This is a genomic window from Streptomyces griseoviridis (assembly GCF_005222485.1).
Lineage (GTDB): Bacteria > Actinomycetota > Actinomycetes > Streptomycetales > Streptomycetaceae > Streptomyces > Streptomyces hintoniae.
This window is the reverse complement of sequence record NZ_CP029078.1, coordinates 6637079-6662330: the sequence shown is the minus strand read 5'-3', so window position 1 is coordinate 6662330 and position 25252 is coordinate 6637079. Positions and strand designations below refer to the sequence as shown.

Genomic DNA, 25252 nt, shown 5'->3' with positions numbered 1-25252 from the left:
CTCTCCCCGGCCCCGGCGGCGCCCCGACGGCCCTGGCGGGCGCCGGCCGGGGCGCGGCGCTCCTCGACGGCCGCGCACCGGACCCTCGCCCGGGTCGGGGGACGGCCGCGCACCGTGACGTCTCAGTCCATGTACGACCCCGCCTCCCGGGCCGCCCAGTCGGGGTCGCGGGCCCTGATCGCGTCCACCAGCGTCGCGTGGTCCTGGAACTGTTCGGAGCGCAGCGCGTCGCCGAAGTGGTCCAGGAGGGAGTCGCGGATGACCTCGCCGAGGTCGGCGTGGAGGCCCGCGAGGACCGTGTTGCGGGACGCGGTGACGACGGCGAGGTGGAAGGCCACATCGGCGTTGACGAAGGCGACCCGGTCGCCCGCCGCCCACGCGTCCTGGCGTTGCTGGAGCGCGTGGTCGAGCCGTTCCAGGTCGTCGTCGGTGCGGCGTTGGCAGGCGAGACGGGCGGCGCGCACCTCGAGTGCGCTGCGGACGTCGGCGATGTCCTCCGTCTTGGCCTTGTCGAAACGGTTGCGCATCATGCCGGCGAGTTCACTGGTGGCCTGGACGTAGGAGCCTGAGCCGTGGCGGATGTCCAGCAGCCCGGTGTGCGCCAGGGCGCGGATGGCCTCGCGCACGGTGTTGCGGGCGACGCCGAGCTGTTCGACGAGTTCGGTCTCGGTGGGGATGCGGCTGCCGACAGGCCAGGCGCCTGACGTGATCTGCTCGCGCAGCCGCGCGATCACTTGGTCGCCCAGTGCCTGGCGGCGGACGGGATCCATGTTCATGTCGACCAGACTAGCGGCAGACCCCATCATAGAGTCATCCCATGACTTGATGAGAATCACTGGACATCGAGTCATGGGATGACTCTATGATGGGTCCTATGACGACGGATGAGGTCAACGAAAGCGCTCCTCGTTCCCCCACGGACCCACCCCGCGCCCCGCTGCGCGGAGTGCGGCGCACGGCCGTGGTGGCGCTGGTCCTGGCCGCTCTCAACCTGCGGCCCGGGGTCACCAGCCTCGGGCCGGTCCTGGAAGAGGTCCGGGACAGCCTGGACATGAGCGGCTCGGTCACCGGTCTCGTGACCTCCATCCCCGCCGTGTGTTTCGCGGTCGTCGGCTCGACGGCCCCCCTGCTGGCCCGGCGCTTCGGGGCGAGCGGCGTCATCGCCGTCGCCGGCGCGGTCCTCGCGGTGGGTCTCGTCCTGCGGTCGTTCGCCTTCGACCCGATCCTCTTCGTCGTCCTGACGGCGCTGTCGCTGGCCGGCATCGCCGTCGCCAACGTCCTGCTGCCGATGGTCGTCAAACAGCGCTTCCCCGACCGGGTCGGCGCGATGACCGGCCTGTACTCCATGGCGCTCAACGTCGGAGCCTCGTCGGCGGCGGCCCTCACGGTGCCGTTGGCGCAGGCCTTCGGCGGCGACTGGCGGTACGGCCTCGGCGCCTGGTCGGTGCTGGCCGTGATGGCGGTGCCGCCCTGGCTGATCCTGGCCAGACGCCGGACCGACCGTCCGGCGGGTTCGACGGGCGGCGCGGCCGGTCCACCGCCCGCGACCGGCGGCCGGCTCTCCCGCGACCCCACGGCCTGGGCGCTCACCCTGTACTTCGGGCTCCAGGCGAGCGCGGCCTACATCATCATCGGCTGGCTGCCGCAGATCTTCCGGGACGCGGGACTGTCCGCCGGTACGGCCGGGCTGCTGTTCTCCGTCTCGTCCCTGCTCGGCGTGCCGTTGTCGCTCGCACTGTCGGCCGTGGCCGGCAGACTGCGCCACCAGAGCGGGCTCGCCGTGGCGATCGGGGCGTGCGGCTTCGCCGGGTTCGGCGGGCTGTGGTTCGACCCCGCGGCGGCGCCCTGGCTCTGGGCGGTCCTGCTGGGCATCGCCAACTGCTCCTTCCCGCTCGCCCTGACGATGATCGGCATGCGGGGCCGCGACAGCACCACCGTCGCCCGGCTCTCCGGATTCGTGCAGAGCATCGGCTACGCCCTGTCCATTCCCGGGCCGCTCGTCGTCGGGGTCCTCTACGACCACGCGGACGGCTGGCGCCTCCCCCTCACCTTCGTCCTGCTGCTGATCCTGGTCCAGATCGCGGTCGCCGTCCCCGCCGGGCGCGACCGGCAGATCGGCTGAACCACCACCCTGCGGAACGGCTGACCCACGGCCTCCGATTCGGCTGACCCACGGCCTCCGATTCGGCCGACCCGCGACCTCCGATTCGGCCGACCCGCGCGCCTTCTCGACCTCCCCGGAGGCCGGCGGCTCCCCCCCCTCCCCACCCGCGCCGGCCTCCCCTCCCCCCGCACGCCCCTCCCCACCCCCGGCCCACCCGGACCGGACCCGCTGACCCGGGGTCAGTTCCGCTGCCCCGGACCAGCTCGGCAGAAAAGTGCTTCACAGAAACGAACCATCTCCCACAATTCACCATTCCTTTCTCATGGCATCCGGCAGGGAATGGCTTAGGGAGATAGCATGCGGTATCGCACGGATCTAGCGCACATCGGCCCTTCGTGCTAAATTCTCCGCCGAACTGTGCGGCACCTGATCAGGATTTCGAAAGAATTCCTGGCCAGTCCGTTGAATTCCGCTCGTACACCGCACAGGTCGCCACCCGCACTGGCCGACGAGCAATTCCGAGTACCGCACCAGGAAAGAACGTTGAGTTCGGCGCGGTGTCCTTTTCGAAACGGACGCCGCCCTCCCAAGACGCGGAAAAAGGAAGCCCCTCTCATGAGCGTTGAAACCGCCCCCTGCTCTCGTCGCGCCGCAGTCGGTCTGCCCGATCTGCTGCGCGAACAGGCGCAGGCCGCCCCCCACCGGATCGCCGCCGTCCATGAGCAACAGACCCTGACCTTCGCCCAGTTGACCGAGCGCAGCGCGCTCGTGGGGGCGCTCCTGCGGCAGGCGGGAGTGCGCCGGGACAGCCGGGTCGGCGTGTTCATGGAGCCGTCGCTCGACCTCCTGACGGGCGTCTGGGGAACCCTCTGGGCCGGCGGATGCTACGTGCCCCTCTCCCCGGAATACCCGGAGGAGAGGATCGCGTACATGCTCGCCGACGCCGGCGTCGACATCGTTATCACCCAGGAATTCCTGCGGTCGGCGCTCCAGGATCTCGCGCCGTCCGGAATACGTGTCCTCACCCTCGACGGGGTGGGGAAACCGGACGAGACCGGCGGCATTTCGCGGGTCCCGGAACCTGCCATCACGGAGTCCTGGGAACCGGTCGTCCCGGCGGGCCGGGCGCAGAACATTCCGGAGGCCCGGATACCGCTTCTCTCCGGGCCCGAGGTGCGCCCGGACGATCTCGCCTACGTCATCTACACCTCGGGCAGCACCGGAAAGCCGAAGGGCGTGATGGTCGAGCACCGGAGCATCGTCAGCCAGATGCGCTGGCTGCACGACGAATGCGGTATCGACGAGCACGAGACAGTGCTCCAGAAAACCCCCATGAGTTTCGACGCCGCGCAGTGGGAGTTACTCGCCGTCGCCTGCGGGAGCACCGTGGTGATGGGAGCCCCCGGGATCTACCGCGACCCCGAGGCGATCATCGCCACCGTCCAGCGGCACGGCGTGACCACCCTCCAGTGCGTGCCCACCCTGCTCCAGGCACTCCTCGACACCGAGAAGTTCCCCGGCTGCCGGTCCCTGCGCCGCATCTTCAGCGGCGGCGAGGCGCTCTCCCGGAGCCTCGCGGCGCAGTGCCTCGACACCATGCCCGACGCCGGTCTGGTCAACCTCTACGGGCCCACCGAGTGCACCATCAACGCGTCGTCGTTCACGGTGGACCGGACCGCCCTCGTCGACGGCCCGCTCGTGATGCCGATCGGCACCCCGGTGCGCGACACCTCCCTGCACGTCCTGAGCCCGGACGGCGCACCGGTCCCCGTCGGGGAGGTGGGCGAGCTGTACATCGGCGGGACGCAGGTGGCCCGCGGCTACCTCGGCCGCCCTGACCTGACCGGCGAACGGTTCGTGACCGACCCCTTCTCCGAGGTGCCGGGCGCCCGCCTCTACCGGACGGGCGACCTCGCCCACGTCAACGCGGACGGCACGGTCCAGTTCGTCGGACGCGCCGACAACCAGGTCAAGTTGCGCGGCTACCGGGTGGAACTGGACGAGATACGCCAGACCGTCGAGACGCACGACTGGGTCCGCGGCGCCGCCGTCCTGCTCCGCGACGACGAGGCCACCGGCTTCCAGAACCTCGTCGCCTTCGTCGAACTCAACCCCAAGGAAGCCGCCCTGATGGACCAGGGCAACCACGGCTCCCACCACCAGTCCAAGAGCAGCCGCCTCCAGGTCAGGGCCCAACTGGCGCACCCCGGCTGCCGCGACGACGACGATCTGGCCGGCCGTCCCGTGGTGGAGCTGCCCGGCGCCGAGGCCACCCCCGAGCAGCGGGCCCGCGCCTTCTCCCGCAAGACGTACCGCTTCTACGAGGGCGGCGCGGTGACCCGGGACGACATCCTGAAGCTGCTCGGCGCCCGCCAGGCACCGGGACCGCGGCCCTCGCCCCGGACCTCCGCAGTCATCGGGCTCGACGAACTCGGCACGATCCTGCGGGACTTCGGCCGCCACGTCAGCGACCAGCGGCTGCTGCCCAAGTACGCGTACGCCTCACCCGGCTCCCTGTACGCCACGCAGCTGTACCTGGAGATCGGCGCCGGGCACGAGATCCCCGCGGGCGTCTACTACCACCACCCGCTCCACCACCGGCTGGTGCTCGTCAGACCCGCCTCCGCCACCGAAGCCGCCTCCGCCACCGAAGCCGCCTCCGACTCCGGCTTTGGCTCCGACTCCGGCTCCTCCGGGATACGGATCCACTTCCTCGGCAAGCACAGTGCCATCGAGCCGGTCTACCGCAACAACATCCGCGAGGTCCTGGAGATCGAGGCGGGGCACATGCTCGGCCTCTTCGACGAGGTGCTGCCGGCCCACGGTCTGCGCGTCGCCGCCGCCCCCTACCGGCCCGGGACCGCACGACGTCTCGACTGCGCCCCCGAGGACCACTACCTGGGCAGCTTCGACCTCCTCCCGGCAGGCCACGGCACGCACACCGCCGCCGACCCGGAGTCCGGCTCCCTGGACCTCTACGTGCAGACCCACTCCGCCCGGGTCGAGGGGCTGCCGCCCGGACAGTACCGGTACACCGGCGGCGACGGCACGGGCGCCGACCTGGTGCGGGTCAGTGACGACGTGATCCTGAAGAAGCACGTCATCGCCATCAACCAACGGGTCTACGAGCGCTCCGACTTCGGCATCAGCCTGGTCGCCACCGGCTCCGCGCCCTGGCGCCACTACCTCGACCTGGGCCGCGGACTCCAGCGGCTCCAGCTGAACGACCAGCACCTCGGCTTCATGTCCTCGGGCTACAGCTCGAAGTCCGGCAACGACCTGCCGTCGGCCAAGCGGCTCGGCCGGATCCTCGCCGACCGCGAACTGCCCTCCGGGCCTTCCTACTTCTGCGTCGGCGGCCGGGTCAGCGACGAGCAGTGGCGCGGCGAGGACATGAAGGAGGACGTGGTCCACATGCAGGGGCCCGCCGAGCTGATCAAGGAGGATCTGGCCGCGCTGCTGCCCCGCTACATGCTGCCCAACCGGATCGTCGTCCTCGACCGGCTGCCCCAGACCGCCAACGGGAAGATCGACCTGAAGGCCCTGCAAGCCACCCAGGAGAACCAACTGGCCGTCAGCGATCGGGCGTTCGTGGCTCCTCGCACCGCGCTGGAGCGGCGGATCCGCGATGTCTGGCAGGCGGTGCTCAAGCGGGACCAGGTCTCCGTCACCGACGACTTCTTCGAGCTGGGCGGCAACTCCCTGCTCGCCGTGGCCCTGGTCAGCCGTCTCAACGCGGACTTCGACGGCGCGGTCCCGCTGCAGATCCTGTTCGAGGCGCCCACCGTGGAGCGGCTCGCCCGCGCTCTCGACGCCACCTCACCGCGGCCCGCGTCCCGCCTGGTGCCGCTCCAGCCCGAGGGCCGGGGCACCCCGCTGTACTGCTGGCCCGGACTGGGCGGCTACCCCATGAACCTGCGCCCGCTGGCCGCGGCCCTCGGCACCGAGCGGCCCGTCCACGGTGTCCAGGCCCACGGCATCAACCCCGGTGAGCGGCCCTACGACGACGTCCGGGCGATGGCGGCGGCCGACGTCGAGGCGATCCGCGAGGTCCAGCCCAACGGCCCCTATCTGCTGTGCGGTTACTCCTTCGGGGCGCGGGTCGCCTTCGAGGCGGCCCGCCAGTTGGAGGAGGCGGGCGAGCGGGTGGAGCAGCTGTTCCTGGTGGCTCCCGGCCAGCCGCGGCTGCGCCCCGAGGACGCCGTCGGCGCGACCGGCCGGGCCGACTTCTCCGACCGCGCCTTCCTCGCCCTGCTCCACTCGGTGTTCGCCGGCAGGCTCAGCGGCCCGCTCCTCGACCAGTGCCTGGCCACGGTCACCGACGAGGACTCCTTCACCGCGTTCGTCACCAGGTCCTACCCCGGTCTCGGCGCCGATCTGGTCCGTGCGGTCACCGACATCGTGCGCCGCACGTACTCCCTCACCTACGAGTTCCACGAGTTGCGCGGACGTCGTCTCGACGCCCCCGTGACCCTCGTCAAGGCGGTGGACGACAACTACTCGTTCATCGAGCACGAGGGCGGGTTCTCGGCCCGGCCGCCCGTCGTCCACCAACTGCGGTCCGGCCACTACGAGTTGCTGCGCGAGCCGCATGTCGCCGATCTCGCCGCCGTACTGAACGACCGGCTGCCCGCCGGTACCGGCACGTCCCCCGTTCACCCCCAGCCGGCGCGAGCCGTGGTCCAGGAGGTCGGAATGCCCCACATCAACATCAAGCACTTCCCGGTGTCGATCACCGAGGAGAAGGAGCTGGAGCTGGTCGCCGCGGTCACCACGGCCGTGCGCAACGCGTTCGGGTGCGCCGAGGACGTCGTCTCCATCGCCCTGGAGCCCGTCGCCCAGGACGTGTGGAACGAGCGGGTCTACATCCCGGAGATCGTCGCCCGGCAGGAGTTGCTGCGCAAGACGCCCAACTACTGACCGCCTCCCGCAGCCGACAAGAAGGACTCCCGCCATGACCATCCCCTCCCGCCAACACTCCCCGGTTCCGCTGGTGTTCACCGACGAAGTGGCCACCGCGCTCGCCGCGGGCGACCCCGTGGTCGCCCTGGAGTCGAACGTCATCACCCACGGTCTCCCCTACCCCGACAACGCCGCCACCGCCCGCAAGGTGGAGGACGCGGTACGGGCGGGCGGCGCCGTGCCCGCCACCATCGGCATCGACGACGGCCGCGTCCTGGTCGGGATGACCGACGGCGACATCGAACGCTTCGCCTCGACCCCGGGCATCCCCAAGGTCAGCAGCAGGGACCTGGCGGCCGTCCTCGCCTCGGGCGGCACCGGCGCCACCACGGTGGCGTCCTCGCTGGTCGCCGCGGAACTGGCCGGCATCCCGTTCTTCTCCTCCGCCGGGATCGGCGGGGTGCACCGGGGCGCCGAGACCACCATGGACATCTCCTCCGACCTGGTCCAGTTCACCCGCTCCCGGGTGGCGGTGGTCTGCGCCGGCGCGAAGAAGATCCTGGACCTCGGCCTGACCATGGAGTTCCTCGAGACCCACTGCGTGCCCGTGATCGCCCACGGCTGCGACGACTTCCCCGCCTTCTACTGCCGCTCCAGCGGGCTGCGCGCGCCGCAGCGCCTCGACGACCCGGCCCTCATCGCCCGCGCCGTCGAGACCCATTGGGCGCTGGGCAACCCGGGCGGTGTCCTGATCACCAGCCCGACCCGGCCGGAGGACGCCATCGACGAGGACGACGTCGAGGCGGCCATCGCCGACGCGCTGCGCGGCGCGGCGGCGGACGGGGTGCGGGGCGGCGCCGTCACCAAGTACGTGATGCGCGCGGTGGACCGCGCCACCGAGGGGCGCTCGGCGCGGGCCAACACCGCCGTGCTCGTCCACACCGCGCAGATCGGCGGCACGCTCGCCGCGGCCCACGCCCAGCTCCGACGAGAGGTGAACCAGTGACCACGGCCACGACCAACACCACCGCCCCGACGGCGACTTCGACGACGACGTCGGCGGACCCCTCGGCTCCGACGGCCGCGTCCGCGACGTCGAGGACCGCGCCCACCCGGGTCGCCATGTTCGACCTGGACGGAACGCTCGTCGACTCGCCCCGGGCGATCGTGGAGGCGTTCACCGCCGCGTTCGAGGCGATGGGCCGCGCGCCGCGTGACCCGGCGGCCGTCCGGGCCACCATCGGACTGCCGCTCGAACGGGCCTTCGCGGATCTGCTGGAGGTGGAGCGGGACGATCCGTCGGTCGCCGAGGGCGTGGCCCGCTACCAGGAGGCGTTCCGCACCGTCGTCCTCCCCCGGGCCAGATCGCTGGTCTTCCCCGGTGTCGCCGAGGGCCTGGCCCGGCTGCGCGGGCAGGGCATCGTGGTGACGGTGGCGACGAGCAAGTTCCACGCCAGCGCCGACGCCCTGCTCAGCGCCGCGGGTCTGCGGGAGCACATCACCACGCTGGTCGGCGCCGACGACGTCAGCCGCCCCAAACCGCACCCGGAATCGGGGCAGTTGATCCTCGGACGGCTCGACGCGCGCCCCGAGCACGCGGTGATGGTCGGTGACACCACCCACGACCTGAAGATGGCGACGGCGGCCGGAGTCGCGTCCGTCGCGGTCACCTACGGGGTGCACGGGCGGGCGGAGTTGGAGTCGGCCGCCCCGACCCATGTCGCCGACACGTTCCCGCAGGCCGTCGAGCAGATCCTCGCCGTGCTCGCGGTCGACGGCGCCCCCGGTGACAGCCGCAGCGTCGAGGACCTCCTGGACGACAGCACGTACCACATCGAGTTCAACGGCCATCTCACCAACCACATCAAGCACGCCGTCGTCGCCCTCGCGGGCCTCGGTGTCGCCCCGGACCGGATCAGGGCGTACCACGACAACTACATCGCCCTCACCCCGTACGGCTGCCGGGTGGAGCCCGCCAGGCAGCCCCAGCGAGTGATCGACGAGGACAACTGGCTCGAACTCCTGTGCAAGCGGACGGACTTCGCTGCGTACTGTGCCTTCTTCGACCGCCAGGAGCGGGAGTTGGGCATGGCGGGGCTGGTACGGCGGTATGTGCCGCGGCTGCTCGCGGGCTGGGCCGGCGCCCTCCAGCACGCGACCATCCACCTGGGGTGGGCGCTGGACGCGGGCAACCGGCGGATGGCCATCGAAGGCATCGCCTACCTGGCCTTCGCGTACGTCGACTGCCACCCCGAGCGCGCCGCGACCGCGCCCGCGTCCGACGCCGGCCGGCCCCAGGACTCGCTGCTGCGGATCGCCCGCCACTGGGAGGAGAACCAGCCAGGACTGGGCGCCCGCATCGAGGAGTTGGTGGCAGGACGCGGCCCCGACATCCACCCCGAGCTGATGCGCTCGGGCCTTCAGTACCGGATCGCCCGGATGCTCGGCGAGGGCCACCCGCTGATGTACGAGACGCCCGCGTGGATCGCCGACCAGGATCCCGACACCAGCTGGAACCAGCTCGCCCACCTCGTCACCGTCCTGTATCTGACCGAACCGGGCGACTTCCTGCTGCTGCACCTGATCACCGCGCTGCACGCGATGCGGCACATCGCGGACGCCCTGCCCGCCGAGGAGCGCCGGCGCGCGGTCGCCTGCTACTGGACCGGCATCCTCGGTGTGCTGTTCTCCCGGGGCCACTTCGTGGCCCCCGCCAAGCTGACGGCGATCGACGGCCTCTTCGCCACCGCCACGGACGACGTCGACGACCCGCGCTGGAGCCGGGAATGGGAGTGGCACATCGCGCGGGCCGTTGAGGAGGAAGAGGAGCACAACGCCAAACTCGTGTACGTGATGCGGGAGTTGTGGCGCGGCTCCGGCGGCAGGTCGGTGTTCCGGGTGGCGGCGAGCCAGTTCACGACGACCCCGGAGCTCCCGCCGACGTTCGACCACCCCCCGACGGACTGACCCCCGCAGCCCCTCCGTCACTCCCCCGCTCCCCCGCTCCCCTTGACCAAGGAGTTCCCATGACCACCGCCACGCACCCCAGGACCACCACCGCGACGACGCTGCCGCAGCCGGCCGACGCCCCGGGCGCGTCCCGTCCCCGCACCGGCCCCGAGGTCCACCTCCTGCCGCAGACCAACCAGTTACGCGCACTGCACACGGCCGTCCGTGACCGGGACGCCCGCCGCGAGGACTTCGTCTTCTACACCGGCCGGATCATCCGGATGCTCACCGAGGCGGCGCTCGACCTCCTGCCCTTCGAGCCGTACGACGTCACCACACCCGTCGGCCGCACCTACCGCGGTCTGCGCTTCGCCGACGACCTGGTCGGGGTGCCGATCGTGCGGGCCGGCGAGAGCATGGAGGCCGAACTGCGCGCCGTCGTCCCCGGTGTCAGGATCGGCAAGATCCTCATCCAGCGCGACAGGACGACCAAGCAGCCGCGCCTGTACTACACGGCGTTCCCCGAGGACATCGCCACCCGGCAGGTCCTCCTCCTCGACCCGATGCTGGCGACCGGCGGCACCGCCCTCGCGGCCATCGAGGTGCTGCGCGACCTCGGCGTCCCGGAGCGGAACATCGTCTTCGTCACCTTCATCACCTGCCCGGAGGGCCTCGCGGCGGTCGGCGACCGCTTCCCCGGCGTGCGGATCGTGACGTCGGCCATCGAGGAGGGCCTCAACGAGAACGCGTTCATGATGCCGGGCATCGGGGACTTCGGGGACCGGTACTTCGGGACGGACCGCTAGGGACAGGGCGAGAGGGGCCGGCGGCCGCCGATCCGGGAGGGCTCCGGGCGGCGGCCTCCGGCCGTCTCCGCAGCTCGATGTCCACGGCCACGGCGACAGCCCACCCTGGCGGCCTCGCCGCCCTCCCTTTACCGTGAACGAGCAAAGCTCCATACCAGGCCCGAATCCCAAGGGAGCACTGTGGAAGCGGAGTTGGCGGCACTTGTCGCGACCGGGGCGACGACAGCGGTCGGCCTCATGGTCACCGAAACCTGGGAACAGGCGAAACAGCGCCTGGTACGCATCTTCTCGCGCGGCGGCGACCCGGCTGCCCTGGGCAGCGAGCTGGAACGGTCCCGTTCGGCCCTGGTCGCGGCCGTCGGGGCTCCCGACCAGGACGCGCTCACCTCCGACGTCACGGCGAACGTGCGGCTCCTGCTGCGCCGCCTCCTGGAGGAACGTCCCGACGCGGCGCCCGAACTCCGGTCGCTGGTGGCGGAGTTCGGGCCCGCCGCGGACACCTTTGCGATCGGCACGGTGCACAACAGCGTCATCGGCGGCACGGTGCACGGTCAGGTGATCCAGGGACACACGTTCTCGGGTCTGACGTTCAACACCGGCGGTGACGGCGCCGATGGACGTCGTGGCGAGACGCCCTAGCGCCCTTCTCCATGATCCGCGGGTATCCATCGCTCCCACGGAAAGAATCCGTCCGAAAGCCGGAACCTGCACGGAGTCGGGGGTGCGAAGTGCGGCCGGAGGGACCTGAGTCACACAACGAGCTGAGTGGGGCCGTGCACGGCGTCGCGGTCCAGGCGGGGGTCGTGCACGGCGGCATCCACATCGATGCGCAGCCGGTCTCCGCGACCTGGACGCCGTGGCAGCTTCCACCGCTCGTCAGGGTGGTCGACCGGGCCTCGGAGCTGGCGGCCCTGGAACGTCACCGGGTGCGGGCCACCGAGGAGGGGCGGTCGGTGCTGGTCGCCGTGAGCGGCCTCGGCGGGGTGGGCAAGACCACGGTCGCCCTGCGCTGGCTGCACACCCTGCGCCCCCGGTTCCCGGCCGGCCAACTGCACGCGGATCTCGGGGCCCAGTCGCCGGACGGCCCGCAGCACCCGGGCGATGTGCTGGCGCGCTTCCTGCGCGCCCTCGGGGTACCCGCGCAGCAGGTCCCGTCATCGCTCGCCGAGCGGACGGCGCTGTACCGCTCGCTGACCGCGAACCAGCGACTGGTGGTGCTGCTCGACGACGCGGCGTCCGCCGCCCAGGTACGCCCGCTGCTGCCGGCGGGCGGGAGCGTCACGGCGGTCACGAGCCGCAGCCGGCTGTCGGGGCTCACCGTGGACGGCTGCTACTCCGTCCAGCTGGGGCCGCTCGCCCCCGAGGCGGCCGTCGAACTGCTCGCCGACACCCTCTCCGACGGACGGGTGACGGAGAATCCGGACGACGCCCGCTCCCTGGTGGAGCTGTGCGCGGGGCTGCCGTTGGCGGTCCGCGTCGCCGGCGCCCGGCTCGCGGCCCGCCCCGAACGGAGCATCACCACCATGGTCCGGCTGCTCACCGAGGAACACCAACGGCTGGAGGCACTGGCCATCGACGACGACCACAACGTCCGCGCGGCCCTCGACCTGTCCTACCGGGCACTGCGTCCTCCCGCGGCTCGGCTCTACCGGCTGCTCGGCCTGCACCCGGGCCGGGAGTTCAGCGGCGCGGTGGCCGCGGCGGCCTCGGCCGCGGAGGAGGAGAGGGAGGCGAGCCCGCTGCTCGACGAGCTTCACGACGCGAGTCTGCTCGTCGACGCACCGGGAGAACGCCACCGCTTCCACGACCTCGTACGGCTGCACGCCGCCGCGAAGGCGGTGGAGGACGAGACACCGCAGGAACGCGCGCTGGCCCTGCGCCGCATCGCCGACCACTACCTCGCGAACGCCACCCGCGCGGAGGCGATCATCGACCCGCAGCACCGCACCGCGGCCCGGGACTACGGGCCCGGACCCGTGGTGCGGGTCGACGTGGGCGCCGACCCCGAATCCGCGCTGGACTGGCTCGAGAGCGAGTTGGCCAACCTGATGGCCGTGATCCGTGGCGCGCGGTCCGCCGGACTGCCCACCGTCTGCTGGCAGTTGGCCGACGCCCTGTGGCCGCTCTTCCTGCGCCGCAAGTTCTACGACGACTGGAGCGCCGCGCACGCGGAGGGACTGGCCGCCGCCCGGAGCATCGGGGACACGGCCGCCGCGTGCCGGATGCTCACCTCCGGTGGCGTGGGGGAACTCGGCCGTGCGAACGTGACCGGCGCCCTGGAGATGTTCGAGCAGGCGGCCGAACTGTTCCTGGAGAGCGACGACCGTCTGGGCCACGCCCGCACCCTCAACTACCGCGGCCTCGCGCTCTTCCGGCTCGGACGGCTGAGCGAAGCCACCGCGTACTTCCAGGAGGCCGCTGACCAGTTGCCGGCCAACGGGGACCATCGGGCGGGCGGACTGGCCAGGCTCAATCTCGCCGATGTCGCCCTCGCCCTGGGGCAGGCCGAGACCGCGATCCACCACGCCGGTGCCGCCCGCACCACGCTCCTGGACGCGGGCGACACCTACAACGCCGCACGGGTGGCCACGCTCCTCGGTCAGGCGCATCTCCGTCTGGACCAACTCGACCTGGCGGAGCGGCTGTTCACCGAGGCGCTGACCCCGTTGCGCGGGATGACGGCCGACTACGAGACCGCTCGTGCGCTCGGGGGACTCGGGGAGGTCACCGAGCGACGCGGACGGACGCGCGTCGCCCGTGACCTCTACCGAGAGGCCCTCGACCTGTACGCGGCCGTGGGCCGGTCAGGGTCGGGCGAGGCCGAGACCCTGCTCGGCCGGCTCCGCCGTCTGGAGTCCGAGGAGCCCGGGACCTGAGCGGCGCCGGGCGCCGCCCGCCGCGGACACCAGGACCGCGACCGGCAGCCCGGCCACCAGACAGGAGTGGGCGAGCGACGCGACGAACTCCCACTCCCTCTCCGGCCTGCGCACCCCGTCGGCCCGGAGTTCGAGCAGGTGCTCCTCCGGGCCGAGACGCAGCCAGCAGCGGTCGTGGTCGTGCACCGCCACGACCAGGGCACCCGGCCAGCACCGCGCCAGATGCAGGGCCTGGCGCGGACCCGTGCCGTGCTTGATCAGCACATCGCCCCAGGCAGCCGTCGCCTCCGGCGTCTCTGGCGTCTCTGGCGTCTCTGGCGTCTCTGGCGTCTCTGGCGTCTGCGGTATCTCCGTCGTCTCCTCCTCGCAGAGCCGGACCCTGACGTGCTCGTCCACGACCGGTTCCCGTGGCCGCCGGTCGAGCAGCACGACGCGGACGCGCTGCGCGGGGCCGTGGGAGCCCGCGGCGCCGAACCAGCCGGGCAGGGCGGTCTGCGACACCGCGACCCGGGGGATCACCGGGGCACCCCGCTGCCCGGTTCGTCGAAACGGACCGTCAGCGGAAGACGTGCCGGTTCCGTGGCCGTCCGCAGGGCGGGTGCCCGCAGACGGAGTTTCCGGTAGAGCAGTGCCCGCATCCTGCGGGCGAACCTGCCGGGCTCCGAGGTGATGCGCGCGGCGACCCGCTCGTACCGAACCGCGTGACGGTTCGTCGAACTCCGCTTGATCTGTGGGCACATCGGCCGCTCCGGACGCAGTCGCGGTGTGAAGGACATCAGCTCCGCCATCGGCGAGGAGGGGTCCACCTTGGCGTCGGGACGTCCCGCCATCAGCATCGGCGCGCCCGTCATCGCGCCGTAGAGCGAGACCGACCCGTGATCGGCCACGATCTGGTCCGCCGCGACGACCGCGCCGGCCCACTCCCCGTGCGGGCTGATCAGGATCAGGCCCGAGCGCGCCAGTCCGGCGAGCCAGGTGCGGACCTGCAACTCGCCGTGCGCGTTCCAGATATGAGGGTGCAGGAGGGCGGCGATCCGGTAGTCGTCGCCGGGCAGTTCGGCGACCAGCCTCTCCAGGGTCTCCCACCCCTGTCCGAGCAGGGAGTCGGGCCCCCAGGTCGAGCAGACGAGGATCAGCCGCTGCCGGGCCTCGACCGTCAGCGACTGCCGGTAGAGCGCCCGGGACGGCAGGCTCGCCATGACGCGGTCGAAGCAGGGGTCGCCCACGACTTCCGCGACGGGCAGCGCCTCCGGGCACTCCCTGCCGAGCCTGGTCAGCTCCTCGTGGTGCGCGAGCACGATCGCCTCGGGCACCACGGCGCCGTCGCGGATCAGCCGCTGCCTGCTGAGCCCGTACACCCCGGGCGGCGAGGCGGTGCGGCCGTGGCTCGCGGCGGGGGCGAGCTTGTTGTGTCCCGCGCCGTGCGGCAGCACGACGACCGGCGCCGTCAGGTCGTGGAGACTGCCGTGGCCCGCGGCCAGCGCGAGGTCGAACTCCGTCTGCACCGCCTGGCTCCACGGCAGTACGAGGGCGCCCAGCCGTTCCAGGAACTCGGGCACTCCGTTGCTGAACACGTCGGGCGCCTGGGTGAAGATGAGCTGCACCCTGATGTCGCCCTCCAGCAGGCGCGTCACGTCGAGCAGTCGCCGGCCCGCGATCACGGTGTGCACGACGACCAGCACCCTCCTGCGGGTACGGCGGGTGGCCCAGCGTTCGACGTCCAGACGTACCGGCACATGCCGCCAGTTCGCCTCCGGCACAGTGAGACTCATGGTGGAGATCCCCCCGGTTCTTCCTTCGTCGCCTTCGCGGCCGCGGGCTTTCACGGCCGATGAGGTGGGGATGCCCGGAGGTCTGGACGGCCGACTTGCATGAATCCTGCACTCCGTCGAACGCCATCGACGCCGTGCGCCTGCCGCGCTCCCGTGCGCCCCTGCCTCCCCCCTCGGTCGCGCAGAAGAGTGGTACGCGTCACACGCACAGACCTCAGTGAAGGCCGTGGGAAGAAGCACACCCGTCGGGGGTAGTGGTGGAACTTCTTGCTCTGGGACCTCTTGAACTCTGGCACGACCAGCGGCAGCACCCGCTCGGGTCGCCCAAGGAGCGCCAGGTGCTGGGCGTCCTGGTCCATGCGCGGGGCGAGCCGGTCACGGTGGACACCCTGCTGGACCGGGTCTGGGACGGGGACCCGCCTCCGACCGCCCTGGACACCCTGCACACGTATCTCTCCAGGCTGCGCGGCAGGCTGCGGCAGGCGGTCGGTGACGACGGGGTGCAGGTGGAGCGGCCGTCGCCGCGTCTGTACCGGCTGCGCGCCGACCCGGAGAGCATCGACCTGTCGCGTTTCGGGCGGCTGCGCTCGGACGCGGCGGCGGCGCTGGCGCGGGGCGAACGCGAGCTGGGTATCGGCCTGTTGCGCACCGCCGAGGCTCTCTGGCGGAGTGAGCCCCTCGCCGAGTTCGGTGCCAGTTCCTGGGCGCTGGCCGCACGCGCCCGGCTGGTCGAGGAACTGCGCAGGGTGCGCGAGGAGCGGATCGGGCTTGAGCTCGAATCGGGCCGCCACGCGGATCTCGTGGGCGAGCTGCGCGAGTTCGCCTCGCAGAATCCTTTCGCTCAACAGGGGATCGGTTCCCTGATGCTGGCCCTGTACCGCTCGGGGCGCCATGACGAAGCGCTGGAGGTGTACCGCAGAACCCGCGCGCGATTACAGGAGGACCAGGGGATCGAGCCCGCCCCTGATCTTCAGCGGCTTCATCTCCGCATGCTCGAACAGGACCCCGCCCTCCTGCGGACCGAGGCCAGGACCACGGCTGGGTCACCCGCCCCCGAGGTGCGGAACTTCCTGCCCCGCGACATCCCGGACTTCACCGGCCGCACCGGCGAACTGCGCATCCTCAAGGCCGATTCCGGCGCCGACGACAGCTCCCCGACCGCCCTGCCGGTGACCGTGATAAACGGAATGCCCGGTATAGGCAAGACCACCCTGGCCGTGCACGCCGCCCACCAGCTGACCGCCCGCTATCCGGACGGCCAGTTCTACGTCGACGTACGCGGTTACAGCGGTCAGCGGCCCCTCGACCCGGCAGACGCGCTGGCCACCTTGCTGCACGCGGCCGGCCCGCCGTCCGAACTCCCGGCCACCCTCGACGAGCGGACCGCCCGATGGCGCGAGTGGACGGCTCGACGACACGCGCTGGTCATCCTCGACAACGTCAGGGACGCGGCGCAGATCGGCCCGCTGCTGCCCGGTTCGCACACCTGCCGCGTCCTCGTCACCACCAGGAACAGGCTGTCCGGCCTCGACGGCGCCACCTCCCTCTCCCTGGACACGCTGTCCAGGGCGGAGGCGGCGGCCCTCTTCACCCGGATCGTGGGGGCGTCACGGGTGTCGGCCGAGCCCGACTGCCTGGAGCGGATCGTCGACGCGTGCGCGTGCCACCCGCTGGCCCTCCAGGTGCTGGCCAGCCGCTTCCGCCATCGAAGCTCATGGGACCTCCAGTACCTCCTGGACCGGCTGGACAGCGCCGCCGACCCGCTCCAGGAGTTCGACGGTCTGATCACCTCGGTCCATGAGTTCTCCTACACCGAACTCAGCGGGCCGGCCCAGAACCTGCTGCGCCTGCTCGCCCTGCACCCGGGGCCCGACATCACCCTCAGGGCCGCCGCCGCGCTGACCGGACCCGGCTTCGCGGACGAGCCGGGGCTGCTGGGCCGCTGCGTCGAGGAACTGCTCGACTCCAGCCTGCTGGAGGAGCCCGTGCGCGGCCGCTACCGGCTGCACGATCTGACCCGGGCCTTCGCCCTGCGCGCCGGTCTGCGGACGGACCCGGAGGAGGCACGGCACGCCGCTGTCGGCCGCCTCGTCGGCCACTACGTCACGGCCGCGCACCGAGCGGACCGGCTGGCGCATCCGCATCGCAGGGCCATGCCGCTGCCACCGGAGAAGGAGCCCGTCCACGCGCCGGCCTTCGCCGACCAGGACGAGGGCTCGGTGTGGCTGACCGTGGAGCGCGCCAATCTCGTCGCGCTGGCGCGCACGGCGACCGCCGAACACCCCGAGTACGCCGCGCTGTTCCCCGGGGTCCTCGCGAGGTCCCTCAAACTGTGGGGCGCCTGGGACCTCGCGGGAGAACTCTTCGACGCCGCCATCGCCGTACTGCGCGCGTCCGGCCAGTCATCCGTGCTGGCCCGGACCCTCACGGACCACGCCGATCTGCTGGCGCAGCGGGACCACGTCGAGGCCCTGCGCCTCGCGACCGAGGCCCGTGCGATCTACGAGCGGCTGCGCGATGCCCACGGCAGCGCCGACGCCCTCTTCCAAGCGGGCCGCGCCCAGGTCGCGGCGGGCCACGGCGACATCGCGCTGGGGCTGCTCGCCCGGTCGTCGGCGCTGTACCGGGAGGTCGGGGACCGCCGTGGAGAGGCGGACTGCCTCAATGTCGAGGGGGTGGTCCTGTACTACGCGGGGCGGCACGGCGAGGCACTGGAGAAGGTCCAGCTGATGGAGGCGATCTACGAGGAGCTTCCCGATCCGCACGGGCTCGCCCAGGCGCTCAACAACCGCGGTGAAATCCACTTCCTCCAGGGCCAGTTCGAGCAGGCCCGGGACTGCTACGAGCGGTCCCAGATCCTGATGCGGCAGCACGGCGGCCGTGTCGACCTGGCGATCCTGTCGACGAACCTGGGCGCGGTGCACCAGGCGACCGGGCGGACGGACGAGGCGCTCGCCTGCTTCCAGCGTGCGCTCACCGCGCACCGGGCCAGCGGGGACGCCCTGGGCGAGGCGGACGTGCTGATCAGGCTCGGCACGACCTACGCCCAGTCGGGGCGCCGGGGCGAGGCGCTGCTGCATCTGACCATGGCCGAGCAGGTGGCCACCGGCATCGACAACCCGTACGAGAGACTGCGCGCGTTGATCGGAGCGGCGGACGTCCAACGCGAGTCCGGGCGGCTCGACAGCGCGGTCAAGGGCTACCGGCAGGCCCTCGAAGTCGCCGAGCGCATCAACTTCCCGATGGGTTCGGCGCACGCCCTGGCGGGACTCGCGCGGACCGCCTCCTTGTCACCGCGCCCGCTGGAGGGGCCGCGCGACCACGGCGAACGCGCGGTGGCCCTGTACCGCAGCCTGGGCGCCGAGGCGGAGGCGGAGAAGTTGCTGCGGTTCCTGGCATGCCATGGATCGACCGGCTCCTGAGCTTCCCCGGAGCCGGTGCGCGATCACCACATCCAGCGGAGCACCACCGGAGCCATGTAGGCGACAGAAAGGGCCGACAAGGCTATGGACAGCATGCGGTAACGGTTCACCGAGCTCCTTGCGCAATGAAGAGTCGATCATCGGAAGATCAGAAGATTAGCCAGTGCGCAGCTGGAAACAAAATCCTCTGAGCCCCCCGCGCGCTTGTCCCGTTTCCACGTGAAAGACGCAGGCCCGACTCGGTGGCGAGAGTGACCGGAAGATCACCTTTCAATGGTGCGGACCTTTCGCAGGGGACACGAGTCACCGCGGCGACGGTCCGCTCCACATCGCCTCCACATCGCGAGACAGACCCGAATCCGGGCGCCGGTTCAGGACGAAAACGCGCCGTCTGCCGCATTCCCCCTCACGCCGTCGACGGATGGGCGAATTCGCGCCACTCGATCAATTGCACATTCCCTCCCCCGAGGGAATTCGCTCACTGTTCACCAGGGAGCCGCGGGCCCTCTCCGGTGCTGCCGCGCACGACGCGGGGAACGGCCGGGGGCGCGGGAGCAGTTCAGGGGAACATCGCCGCGTGCCATGATTACTACCCGACAGTAGCTTCGGGTTTCCGGCGAGAGGCAGTGCAGTGGGCCGAGTCTTCACCGTGAGCGGCAGCATCGTCGTAGCGGTCCCGCCCGAGGTGGCCTACCGGGCCGTGAGCCGCCCCGCCGACATGGGGCGCTGGAGTCCCGAGAACCTCGGGACGACGGCGGGTTCGGCGGACGGCCCTGCCGGGCTCGGGAGCAGTTTCGTCGGGCGGAACAAGCGGGGGCGGGTCCGCTGGGTGACGCGGTGCACCGTCACCGCGGCCGAGCCCGGCCGGCGGTTCGCGTTCCGGGTGCACGCCATCGGGGTCCGCACCCCGCGGCTGCGCGGGCCGATCGCGAGCTGGGAGTACCGATTCGAGGCGGCCGACGGCGGCACCCGCGTCACGGAGACCTGGACGGACGACCGGCGCTCGTGGCCTGCGCCCGTCGCGAACGTCTTCGACCGGATCGCCACCTCCGGGCGGACCTTCGCCGACTTCCAGGCCCGCAACATCGAGAAGACCCTGCGCAACCTGAAGCGGGAGCTGGAGGCGGGCTGACGCCCGCCTCCCGTCCGGGCGCGGCTCAGCTCGCGGTCAGGGTGATGTCCTGGGTGCGGGTCGCGTGGAAGTAGGGCAGCGGGAGCAGGCCCTGCGGGCACAGTTCCATGACGGTCGTGTCGACCTGCGCGGTGCCCGCCTTGAGCGCGTCGGGCGACGGCTTCCCCGAGTTCTGCCAGCGGTGCTCCGCGCCGTCGCAGACGGCCCGGCTGCCGCCGATGCCGTACCGGATCTCGCGGGTGCTCTGGGAGACCGACGAGCTGACGAAGACCGGGCCCTTCCCGGCGAGGCAGCGGTAGGTGCCGGAGAGGGTGACGGTGCCGTCCGCGGCGATCCGGCCGGTCGGGTCGACGGTCACGCTCTCGCCGGGGTCCGCGGCGGCGGGGACGACGGGCAGGGCGGCCAGCAGGAGCAGCGCGGCGGCGCCGAGTGCGGGGCGCAGGGACATGGAACACCTCCGGGAGGATGGGGGAGGTTCCACTGGTACCGGCCGGGCCGGTCGAGGGCGGTGATCGTCACCCTGTCGGTGGCGAGTCCGGGGTGACGGTCGTGAAAGTGTCGGGGCGCTCGTGAACGTTCCGCGAGTTGTCCGCGTGTTGTCCTCGTGTTGTCACGCTTCCCGTCCCGCCGCTGCGGTGCGTTCGCGACCGGAGCATGGTCTGGGTACGGGGCCCGGCCGGGCCCCCACCGATGTGGAGGTGCGCCATGTGTTCCCACCGATCTTCGTGCCCGTCCGCCGACCAGGGCCTCCCGCACGTCGTCGCCGCCCACCCCGAGCAGGGCTGGAGTCTGCTGTGCGACGGCGCGATCGTGTTCGACGACACCGGCGCGCTGACGGCCGAGGGGCGCCCCGTGGCACCTCGCAGGACGCCCGGCGCGCGGCTGACGACGGCCGTCTGAGCCGGAGGCGGGGGCCAGCGGCGGGCGGCGGGCCTGGCGCGTTACGGGAGCACCGCGAAGCCGTCCAGTTCGATCAGCGCCCTGTCGTCCCACAGGCGGACGACCTCGACGACGGCCATCGCCGGATAGTCCCGCCCCATCAACTCCCGCCAGCGGCGCCCCAGTTCCGCCGCGTGCTCGCGGTAGGCGGCGAGGTCCGTGGTGTAGACGGTGACCCGGGCGAGGTCGACGGGTGCGCCGCCGGCCGCGGTGAGCGCGGTCAGCAGGTTGCCGAGCGCCCGCTCGAACTGCGCGGGGAGGGTGTCGCCGACGACCTTGCCGTCCTGGTCGAGGGCGGTCTGGCCGGCCAGGAAGACGATCCGGGTGCCGGTGGCGACGACGGCGTGCGAGAAGCCGGTCGGCGGGGACAGGGCGGGCGGGTTGACGCGCTCGGTGCTCATCTCTCGGCCTCCTTCTCGGGCAGGTTCCTGTACAACTCCTTGGCGATGATGCCCCGTTGGACCTCGCTCGCACCCTCGTAGACGCGCGGTGCGCGCACCTCGCGGTAGAGGTGTTCCAGGAGGTGGCCGCGGCGCAGGGCGCGGGCGCCGTGCAACTGGACGGCGCTGTCGACGACATACTGCGCCGTCTCGGTGGCGAGCAGTTTCGCCATGGCCGCCCGGCCGGGCACGTCCGGCGCCTGTCGGTCGTAGGCCGTCGCCGCCGCGTACACCACGAGGCGGGCCGCCTCGGTGCGCAGGGACATCTCGGCGACCTGGTGGGCGACCGTCTGAAGGTCCCGCAACTTGCCACCGAAGGCGTCGCGTTCGGCGGTGTGGGTGAGAGTGGCGTCGAGGGCCGCCTGCGCCATGCCGACGGCGAAGGCGCCGACGCTGGGGCGGAACAGGTTGAGGGTGGCCATCGCGACCCGGAAGCCGCCGCCGACCTCGCCGAGGACGTCGTCGGAGGTGACCGGGACCGCGTCGAAGTCGAGGGTGCCGATCGGGTGCGGCGACAGCATGTCCAGGGCCGTGCCGGTGAGGCCGGGGCGGTCGGCGGGCACCAGGAAGGCGGTCACACCGCGGGAGCCGGTGCCTGGTCCCGTACGGGCGAAGACGGTGTAGAAGTCGGCCTCCGGCGCGTTGGAGATCCAGCACTTGGTGCCGGTGAGCCGCCAGCCCGCCAGGCCGTCGGCGTCAGCACCGACACCGGACTCGACACCGACACCGGACTCGGACCCGACCGCGGACCCGACCTCTGGGTCCGCCCTGTCCGCGTCTGACACTTCCCGCCGCCACGCGCCCAGTTCGAGCGCCCCGGCGTCCGAGCCCGCGCCCGGCTCGGTCAGGGCGAAGGCCGCGACCGCCGTGCCGTCGGTGACGGCCGGCAGCCAGCGGGAGCGTTGCGCCGGGGTGCCGTGGGTGTGGACGGGACGCGCGCCGAGGCCCTGGAGGGCGAGGGCCGTCTCCGCCTCGGTGCAGGCGTAGCCCAGCGACTCCCGCATCAGACAGAGGTCGAGCGCGCCGGAGGTGAACAGCCGCCGCAGCAGGCCGAGTCGGCCCAGTTCGGCGAGGAGCGGGCGGTTGACGCGGCCCGGTCCGCCCCGCTCCGCGAGCGGTCTCAGCCGGTCGGCGGCGAGCGCGCGCAGTTCGGCGCACCAGTTCTCCTGTGCCGGTTCGAGCGAGAATGCGGGCATCGCCGTCCTCTCTCCGCGCGGCCGGCGCGGCCGCTCTCCCGACGGTATCGCGCACCATTGACTGTCGTCACCAACACGATACGCTCGGTGCGCGGACCGCACGGCCCACGCCCGCGTCGACGCCCACGAAGCCAAGGGGGCGCACCGCCATGAACGTCTCGGCTCATGTGGACACCTTCGCGCGCGACCATCTCCCGCCGCCCGACGAGTGGCCCGACCTCCGGTTCGACCTGCCCGAGCTGCGCTACCCGGACCGGCTGAACTGCGCCGCCGAGCTGCTGTCGGGGCCGGACCCCGACCGGCCCGCGTTCCGCACTCCGGCCGGTGTCCGCTGGAGCTACCGGGAGTTGAGCGCCCACGTCGACCGGCTCGCCCACGTCCTCACCGGTGACCTCGGGGTCGTCCCCGGCAACCGGGTGCTGCTGCGCGGCCCCACCACGCCCTGGCTGGTGGCCTGTTGGCTCGCGGTGCTGAAGGCGGGCGCGGTCGCCGTCACCGTACTGGCGCAGTCACGGCCGCACGAGCTGAGCACGGTCTGCGCCATCGCCGAGGTGTCGCACGCGCTGTGCGACGCCCGGTGCGTCGACGACCTGGCGCGGGCGGAGGTCCCCGGCCTGCGGATCACCGCGTACGGCGGCGAGGAGCCGGGCGATCTGCTGCGCAGGGCCGCGCCCGACACCCCGTACCGTGCCGTCGACACGGCGGCCGACGACGTCGCGCTGATCGCGTTCACCTCCGGCACCACCGGCCGGCCGAAGGGATGCATGCACTTCCACCGGGATGTGCTCGCCGTCGCGGACACCTTCTCCCGGCATGTGCTGCGACCGCGCGCGGACGACGTGTTCGCCGGGAGCCCCCCGCTCGGGTTCACCTTCGGGCTCGGCGGGCTCGTGGTGTTCCCGATGCGGGCCGGCGCCAGCGCACTGCTCCTCGAACAGGCGGGCCCCAGGCAGCTGTTGCCCGCGATAGCCGCGCACCGGGTGTCGGTGCTGTTCACCGCGCCGACGGCCTACCGCGCGATGCTCGCCGAGGCGGACGGGCACGATCTGTCGTCGCTGCGCCGCTGTGTGTCCGCCGGCGAGAACCTGCCCGCCGCGACGTGGCACGCCTGGCGGGAGCTGACCGGGCTGCGGATCGTCAACGGCATAGGCGCCACCGAGCTGTTGCACATCTTCGTCTCCGCGGCGGACGACCGGATCAGGCCGGGGACGACCGGGATACCGGTGCCCGGGTGGCAGGCTCGGGTGCAGGACGAGCGGGGCGAGCCGGTGCCCGACGGCCGGCCGGGGCTGCTCGCGGTGCGCGGTCCGGTCGGCTGCCGCTACCTCGCCGACCCGCGGCAGCGGGAGTACGTGCGCGGCGGCTGGAACGTTACGGGCGACACCTATGTCCGGGACGCCGACGGGTACTTCCGCTATGTGGCCCGCGCCGACGACATGATCGTCTCCGCCGGGTACAACATCGCGGGCCCCGAGGTGGAGGACGCGCTGCTGCGCCATCCGGACGTCGTCGAGGCGGCCGTCGTGGGGCGGCCCGACGAGGCCAGGGGGCAGGTGGTGGTGGCGTACGCGGTCCTCAGGGAGGGCGCCGAGCCGGACACCGAGGCGCTGCGCGCCTTCGTCACGTCCGAACTGGTCCCCTACAAGTGTCCGCGCGAGATCGTCCTCGTGCGGACGCTGCCGCGCACGGCGACCGGCAAACTCCAGCGATTCCGATTGCGCACCGATGGTGACCAGCGCTGATACCGACGACCTAAGATGATCAACGTGTCCGACCAGCATGCACCACGGTCTCTCATCGTCACGCTCTACGGCGCATACGGCCGCTTCGTGCCCGGCCCGGTACCCGTCGCCGAGCTGATCCGGCTCCTGGCGGCGGTCGGCGTGGACGCGCCCTCGGTGCGTTCCTCGGTGTCCCGCCTCAAACGGCGCGGGCTGCTGCTGCCCGCCCGCACCGCGCGGGGCGCCGCCGGGTACGAACTGTCGTCGCAGGCCCAACAGTTGCTCGACGACGGCGACCGGCGCGTCTATCCGGACGGCGCCGCCGAGGACGAGGGGTGGGTGCTCGCCGTCTTCTCGGTCCCGGAGTCGGAGCGGCAGAAGCGGCATGTGCTGCGCTCCCGGCTGGCCGGTCTCGGCTTCGGCGCCGCGGCACCCGGCGTGTGGATCGCGCCGGCCCGGCTGTACGAGGAGTGCAGGCACACCCTGGAGCGGCTGCGTCTGGAACCGTACGTCGACTTCTTCAGGGGCGAGCATCTCGGCTTCGCGCCGACGGTCGACGCGGTCGCCCGCTGGTGGGACCTGGCCGCGATCGCCAAGGAGCACGAGGCGTTCCTCGACCGGCACGCCCCGGTGCTGCACGCCTGGGAGCGGCGCGCGGACACCCCGCCCGAGGACGCCTACCGGGACTACCTGCTCGCCCTCGACTCCTGGCGCCACCTGCCGTACACCGACCCGGGTCTGCCGGCCAGGCTGCTGCCGGCGGAGTGGCCGGGCGAGCGGTCGGCTGCGGTGTTCCGGGCACTGCACGAGCGGCTCAGGGACGCGGGCGGTGTCTTCGTGGGGCTGTGACACGTCCGGCCGTCGGGCGGGAGGGGCGACGTCGACCGCCCTGCGCCTCCGCTGTCCGCTGGCTGTCGGCTGTCGGCTGTCGTCGCCCCGTGCGTACCAGGAGTCACTAAGCCAAACCTCAGACTCCTCAACCTCTCCTCTCAG

General features: G+C 72.1%; 18 protein-coding genes. 12 read left to right on the top strand and 6 right to left on the bottom strand.

Annotation, left to right across the window (positions count from 1 at the left end; translation table 11 throughout):
• Positions 1-122: 122 nt before the first annotated feature.
• Positions 123-776 carry a FadR/GntR family transcriptional regulator gene (locus DDJ31_RS28895; protein ID WP_431027064.1) on the bottom strand — a complete coding sequence of 218 codons (654 nt, stop codon included), beginning with the start codon at positions 774-776 and terminating at the stop codon, positions 123-125.
• 98 nt (positions 777-874) lie between these two features.
• On the opposite strand from DDJ31_RS28895, the gene DDJ31_RS28890 reads away from it, so the two are divergent.
• From DDJ31_RS28890 to DDJ31_RS28855, 7 genes are all read left to right on the top strand, one after another.
• Entirely contained in the window at positions 875-2122 is a 1248-nt protein-coding gene (locus DDJ31_RS28890) for a CynX/NimT family MFS transporter (RefSeq protein ID WP_127177458.1), read from the top strand.
• A 597-nt stretch (positions 2123-2719) separates the two neighbouring features.
• Positions 2720-7024 (top strand): amino acid adenylation domain-containing protein, encoded by a 4305-nt coding sequence (locus DDJ31_RS28885; protein ID WP_127177459.1) that lies wholly within the window; start codon positions 2720-2722, stop codon positions 7022-7024.
• A gap of 34 nt (positions 7025-7058) precedes the next feature.
• Complete coding sequence (locus DDJ31_RS28880; RefSeq protein WP_127177460.1) at positions 7059-8012, top strand: pseudouridine-5'-phosphate glycosidase; 954 nt, start codon at positions 7059-7061, stop codon at positions 8010-8012.
• Complete coding sequence (locus tag DDJ31_RS39375; protein WP_240678051.1) at positions 8009-9973, top strand: HAD-IA family hydrolase; 1965 nt, start codon at positions 8009-8011, stop codon at positions 9971-9973. Before DDJ31_RS28880 ends, DDJ31_RS39375 begins: the two co-directional genes overlap by 4 nt.
• A gap of 59 nt (positions 9974-10032) precedes the next feature.
• Positions 10033-10761 (top strand): uracil phosphoribosyltransferase, encoded by a 729-nt coding sequence (upp, locus tag DDJ31_RS28865; protein ID WP_127177461.1) that lies wholly within the window; start codon positions 10033-10035, stop codon positions 10759-10761.
• Positions 10762-10953: 192 nt separating this feature from the next.
• Complete coding sequence (locus DDJ31_RS28860) at positions 10954-11400, top strand: hypothetical protein (RefSeq protein ID WP_346656267.1); 447 nt, start codon at positions 10954-10956, stop codon at positions 11398-11400.
• Positions 11401-11534: 134 nt separating this feature from the next.
• Complete coding sequence (locus DDJ31_RS28855; protein ID WP_431027068.1) at positions 11535-13637, top strand: ATP-binding protein; 2103 nt, start codon at positions 11535-11537, stop codon at positions 13635-13637.
• On the opposite strand, the gene DDJ31_RS28850 is transcribed toward DDJ31_RS28855, so the two are convergent.
• Together DDJ31_RS28850 and DDJ31_RS28845 are read right to left on the bottom strand one after the other, a co-directional pair.
• Positions 13566-14156: a hypothetical protein gene (locus DDJ31_RS28850; RefSeq protein WP_164784884.1), complete on the bottom strand. Its 591-nt coding sequence runs from the start codon at positions 14154-14156 to the stop codon at positions 13566-13568. The two genes, DDJ31_RS28855 and DDJ31_RS28850, sit on opposite strands and share 72 nt — an antisense overlap.
• A complete protein-coding gene (locus tag DDJ31_RS28845; protein ID WP_127177465.1) occupies positions 14153-15409 on the bottom strand; it encodes a hypothetical protein in 1257 nt (418 codons plus the stop codon). The genes DDJ31_RS28850 and DDJ31_RS28845 overlap by 4 nt, the downstream gene beginning before the upstream one ends.
• A gap of 257 nt (positions 15410-15666) precedes the next feature.
• Between DDJ31_RS28845 and DDJ31_RS28840 the strand changes: the two genes are divergently transcribed.
• Together DDJ31_RS28840 and DDJ31_RS28835 are read left to right on the top strand one after the other, a co-directional pair.
• Positions 15667-18831, top strand: coding sequence for an AfsR/SARP family transcriptional regulator (locus tag DDJ31_RS28840; protein ID WP_171480918.1), 3165 nt, complete (start codon positions 15667-15669; stop codon positions 18829-18831).
• A gap of 631 nt (positions 18832-19462) precedes the next feature.
• Positions 19463-19963: an SRPBCC family protein gene (locus tag DDJ31_RS28835; RefSeq protein WP_127177467.1), complete on the top strand. Its 501-nt coding sequence runs from the start codon at positions 19463-19465 to the stop codon at positions 19961-19963.
• 25 nt (positions 19964-19988) lie between these two features.
• Here the strand turns inward: DDJ31_RS28835 and DDJ31_RS28830 are convergent, their stop codons facing one another.
• The gene (locus tag DDJ31_RS28830; protein WP_127177468.1) at positions 19989-20411 is read right to left on the bottom strand and encodes a DUF6299 family protein; all 423 of its coding nucleotides are present in this window, start codon (positions 20409-20411) and stop codon (positions 19989-19991) included.
• Between the two features lie 257 nt (positions 20412-20668).
• On the opposite strand from DDJ31_RS28830, the gene DDJ31_RS28825 reads away from it, so the two are divergent.
• A complete protein-coding gene (locus DDJ31_RS28825; protein ID WP_127177469.1) occupies positions 20669-20863 on the top strand; it encodes a DUF5999 family protein in 195 nt (64 codons plus the stop codon).
• A 41-nt stretch (positions 20864-20904) separates the two neighbouring features.
• Here the strand turns inward: DDJ31_RS28825 and DDJ31_RS28820 are convergent, their stop codons facing one another.
• Complete coding sequence (locus DDJ31_RS28820) at positions 20905-21303, bottom strand: RidA family protein (RefSeq protein ID WP_127177470.1); 399 nt, start codon at positions 21301-21303, stop codon at positions 20905-20907.
• Entirely contained in the window at positions 21300-22538 is a 1239-nt protein-coding gene (locus DDJ31_RS28815) for an acyl-CoA dehydrogenase family protein (protein WP_127177471.1), read from the bottom strand. Before DDJ31_RS28815 ends, DDJ31_RS28820 begins: the two co-directional genes overlap by 4 nt.
• A 149-nt stretch (positions 22539-22687) precedes the next feature.
• Here DDJ31_RS28815 and DDJ31_RS28810 point away from each other — a divergent pair, with 149 nt between their 5' ends.
• Both DDJ31_RS28810 and DDJ31_RS28805 read left to right on the top strand, forming a co-directional pair.
• The gene (locus DDJ31_RS28810; protein ID WP_127177472.1) at positions 22688-24280 is read left to right on the top strand and encodes an AMP-binding protein; all 1593 of its coding nucleotides are present in this window, start codon (positions 22688-22690) and stop codon (positions 24278-24280) included.
• A gap of 15 nt (positions 24281-24295) precedes the next feature.
• On the top strand, positions 24296-25108 hold the full coding sequence (locus DDJ31_RS28805) for a PaaX family transcriptional regulator (protein ID WP_127177473.1): 813 nt from the start codon (positions 24296-24298) through the stop codon (positions 25106-25108).
• Positions 25109-25252 lie beyond the last annotated feature (144 nt).

Excerpts from the sequence above, each read along its gene's own strand:
- DDJ31_RS28845 (WP_127177465.1), bottom strand. The coding sequence starts at position 15,409 with ATGAGTCTCACTGTGCCGGAGGCGAACTGGCGGCATGTGCCGGTACGT.
- DDJ31_RS28815 (WP_127177471.1), bottom strand. The coding sequence starts at position 22,538 with ATGCCCGCATTCTCGCTCGAACCGGCACAGGAGAACTGGTGCGCCGAA.
- DDJ31_RS28825 (WP_127177469.1), top strand. The coding sequence starts at position 20,669 with ATGTGTTCCCACCGATCTTCGTGCCCGTCCGCCGACCAGGGCCTCCCG.
- DDJ31_RS28810 (WP_127177472.1), top strand. The coding sequence starts at position 22,688 with ATGAACGTCTCGGCTCATGTGGACACCTTCGCGCGCGACCATCTCCCG.
- DDJ31_RS28890 (WP_127177458.1), top strand. The coding sequence starts at position 875 with ATGACGACGGATGAGGTCAACGAAAGCGCTCCTCGTTCCCCCACGGAC.
- DDJ31_RS28880 (WP_127177460.1), top strand. The coding sequence starts at position 7,059 with ATGACCATCCCCTCCCGCCAACACTCCCCGGTTCCGCTGGTGTTCACC.
- DDJ31_RS28895 (WP_431027064.1), bottom strand. The coding sequence starts at position 776 with ATGAACATGGATCCCGTCCGCCGCCAGGCACTGGGCGACCAAGTGATC.
- DDJ31_RS28805 (WP_127177473.1), top strand. The coding sequence starts at position 24,296 with ATGATCAACGTGTCCGACCAGCATGCACCACGGTCTCTCATCGTCACG.
- upp (WP_127177461.1), top strand. The coding sequence starts at position 10,033 with ATGACCACCGCCACGCACCCCAGGACCACCACCGCGACGACGCTGCCG.
- DDJ31_RS28820 (WP_127177470.1), bottom strand. The coding sequence starts at position 21,303 with ATGAGCACCGAGCGCGTCAACCCGCCCGCCCTGTCCCCGCCGACCGGC.
- DDJ31_RS28830 (WP_127177468.1), bottom strand. The coding sequence starts at position 20,411 with ATGTCCCTGCGCCCCGCACTCGGCGCCGCCGCGCTGCTCCTGCTGGCC.
- DDJ31_RS28885 (WP_127177459.1), top strand. The coding sequence starts at position 2,720 with ATGAGCGTTGAAACCGCCCCCTGCTCTCGTCGCGCCGCAGTCGGTCTG.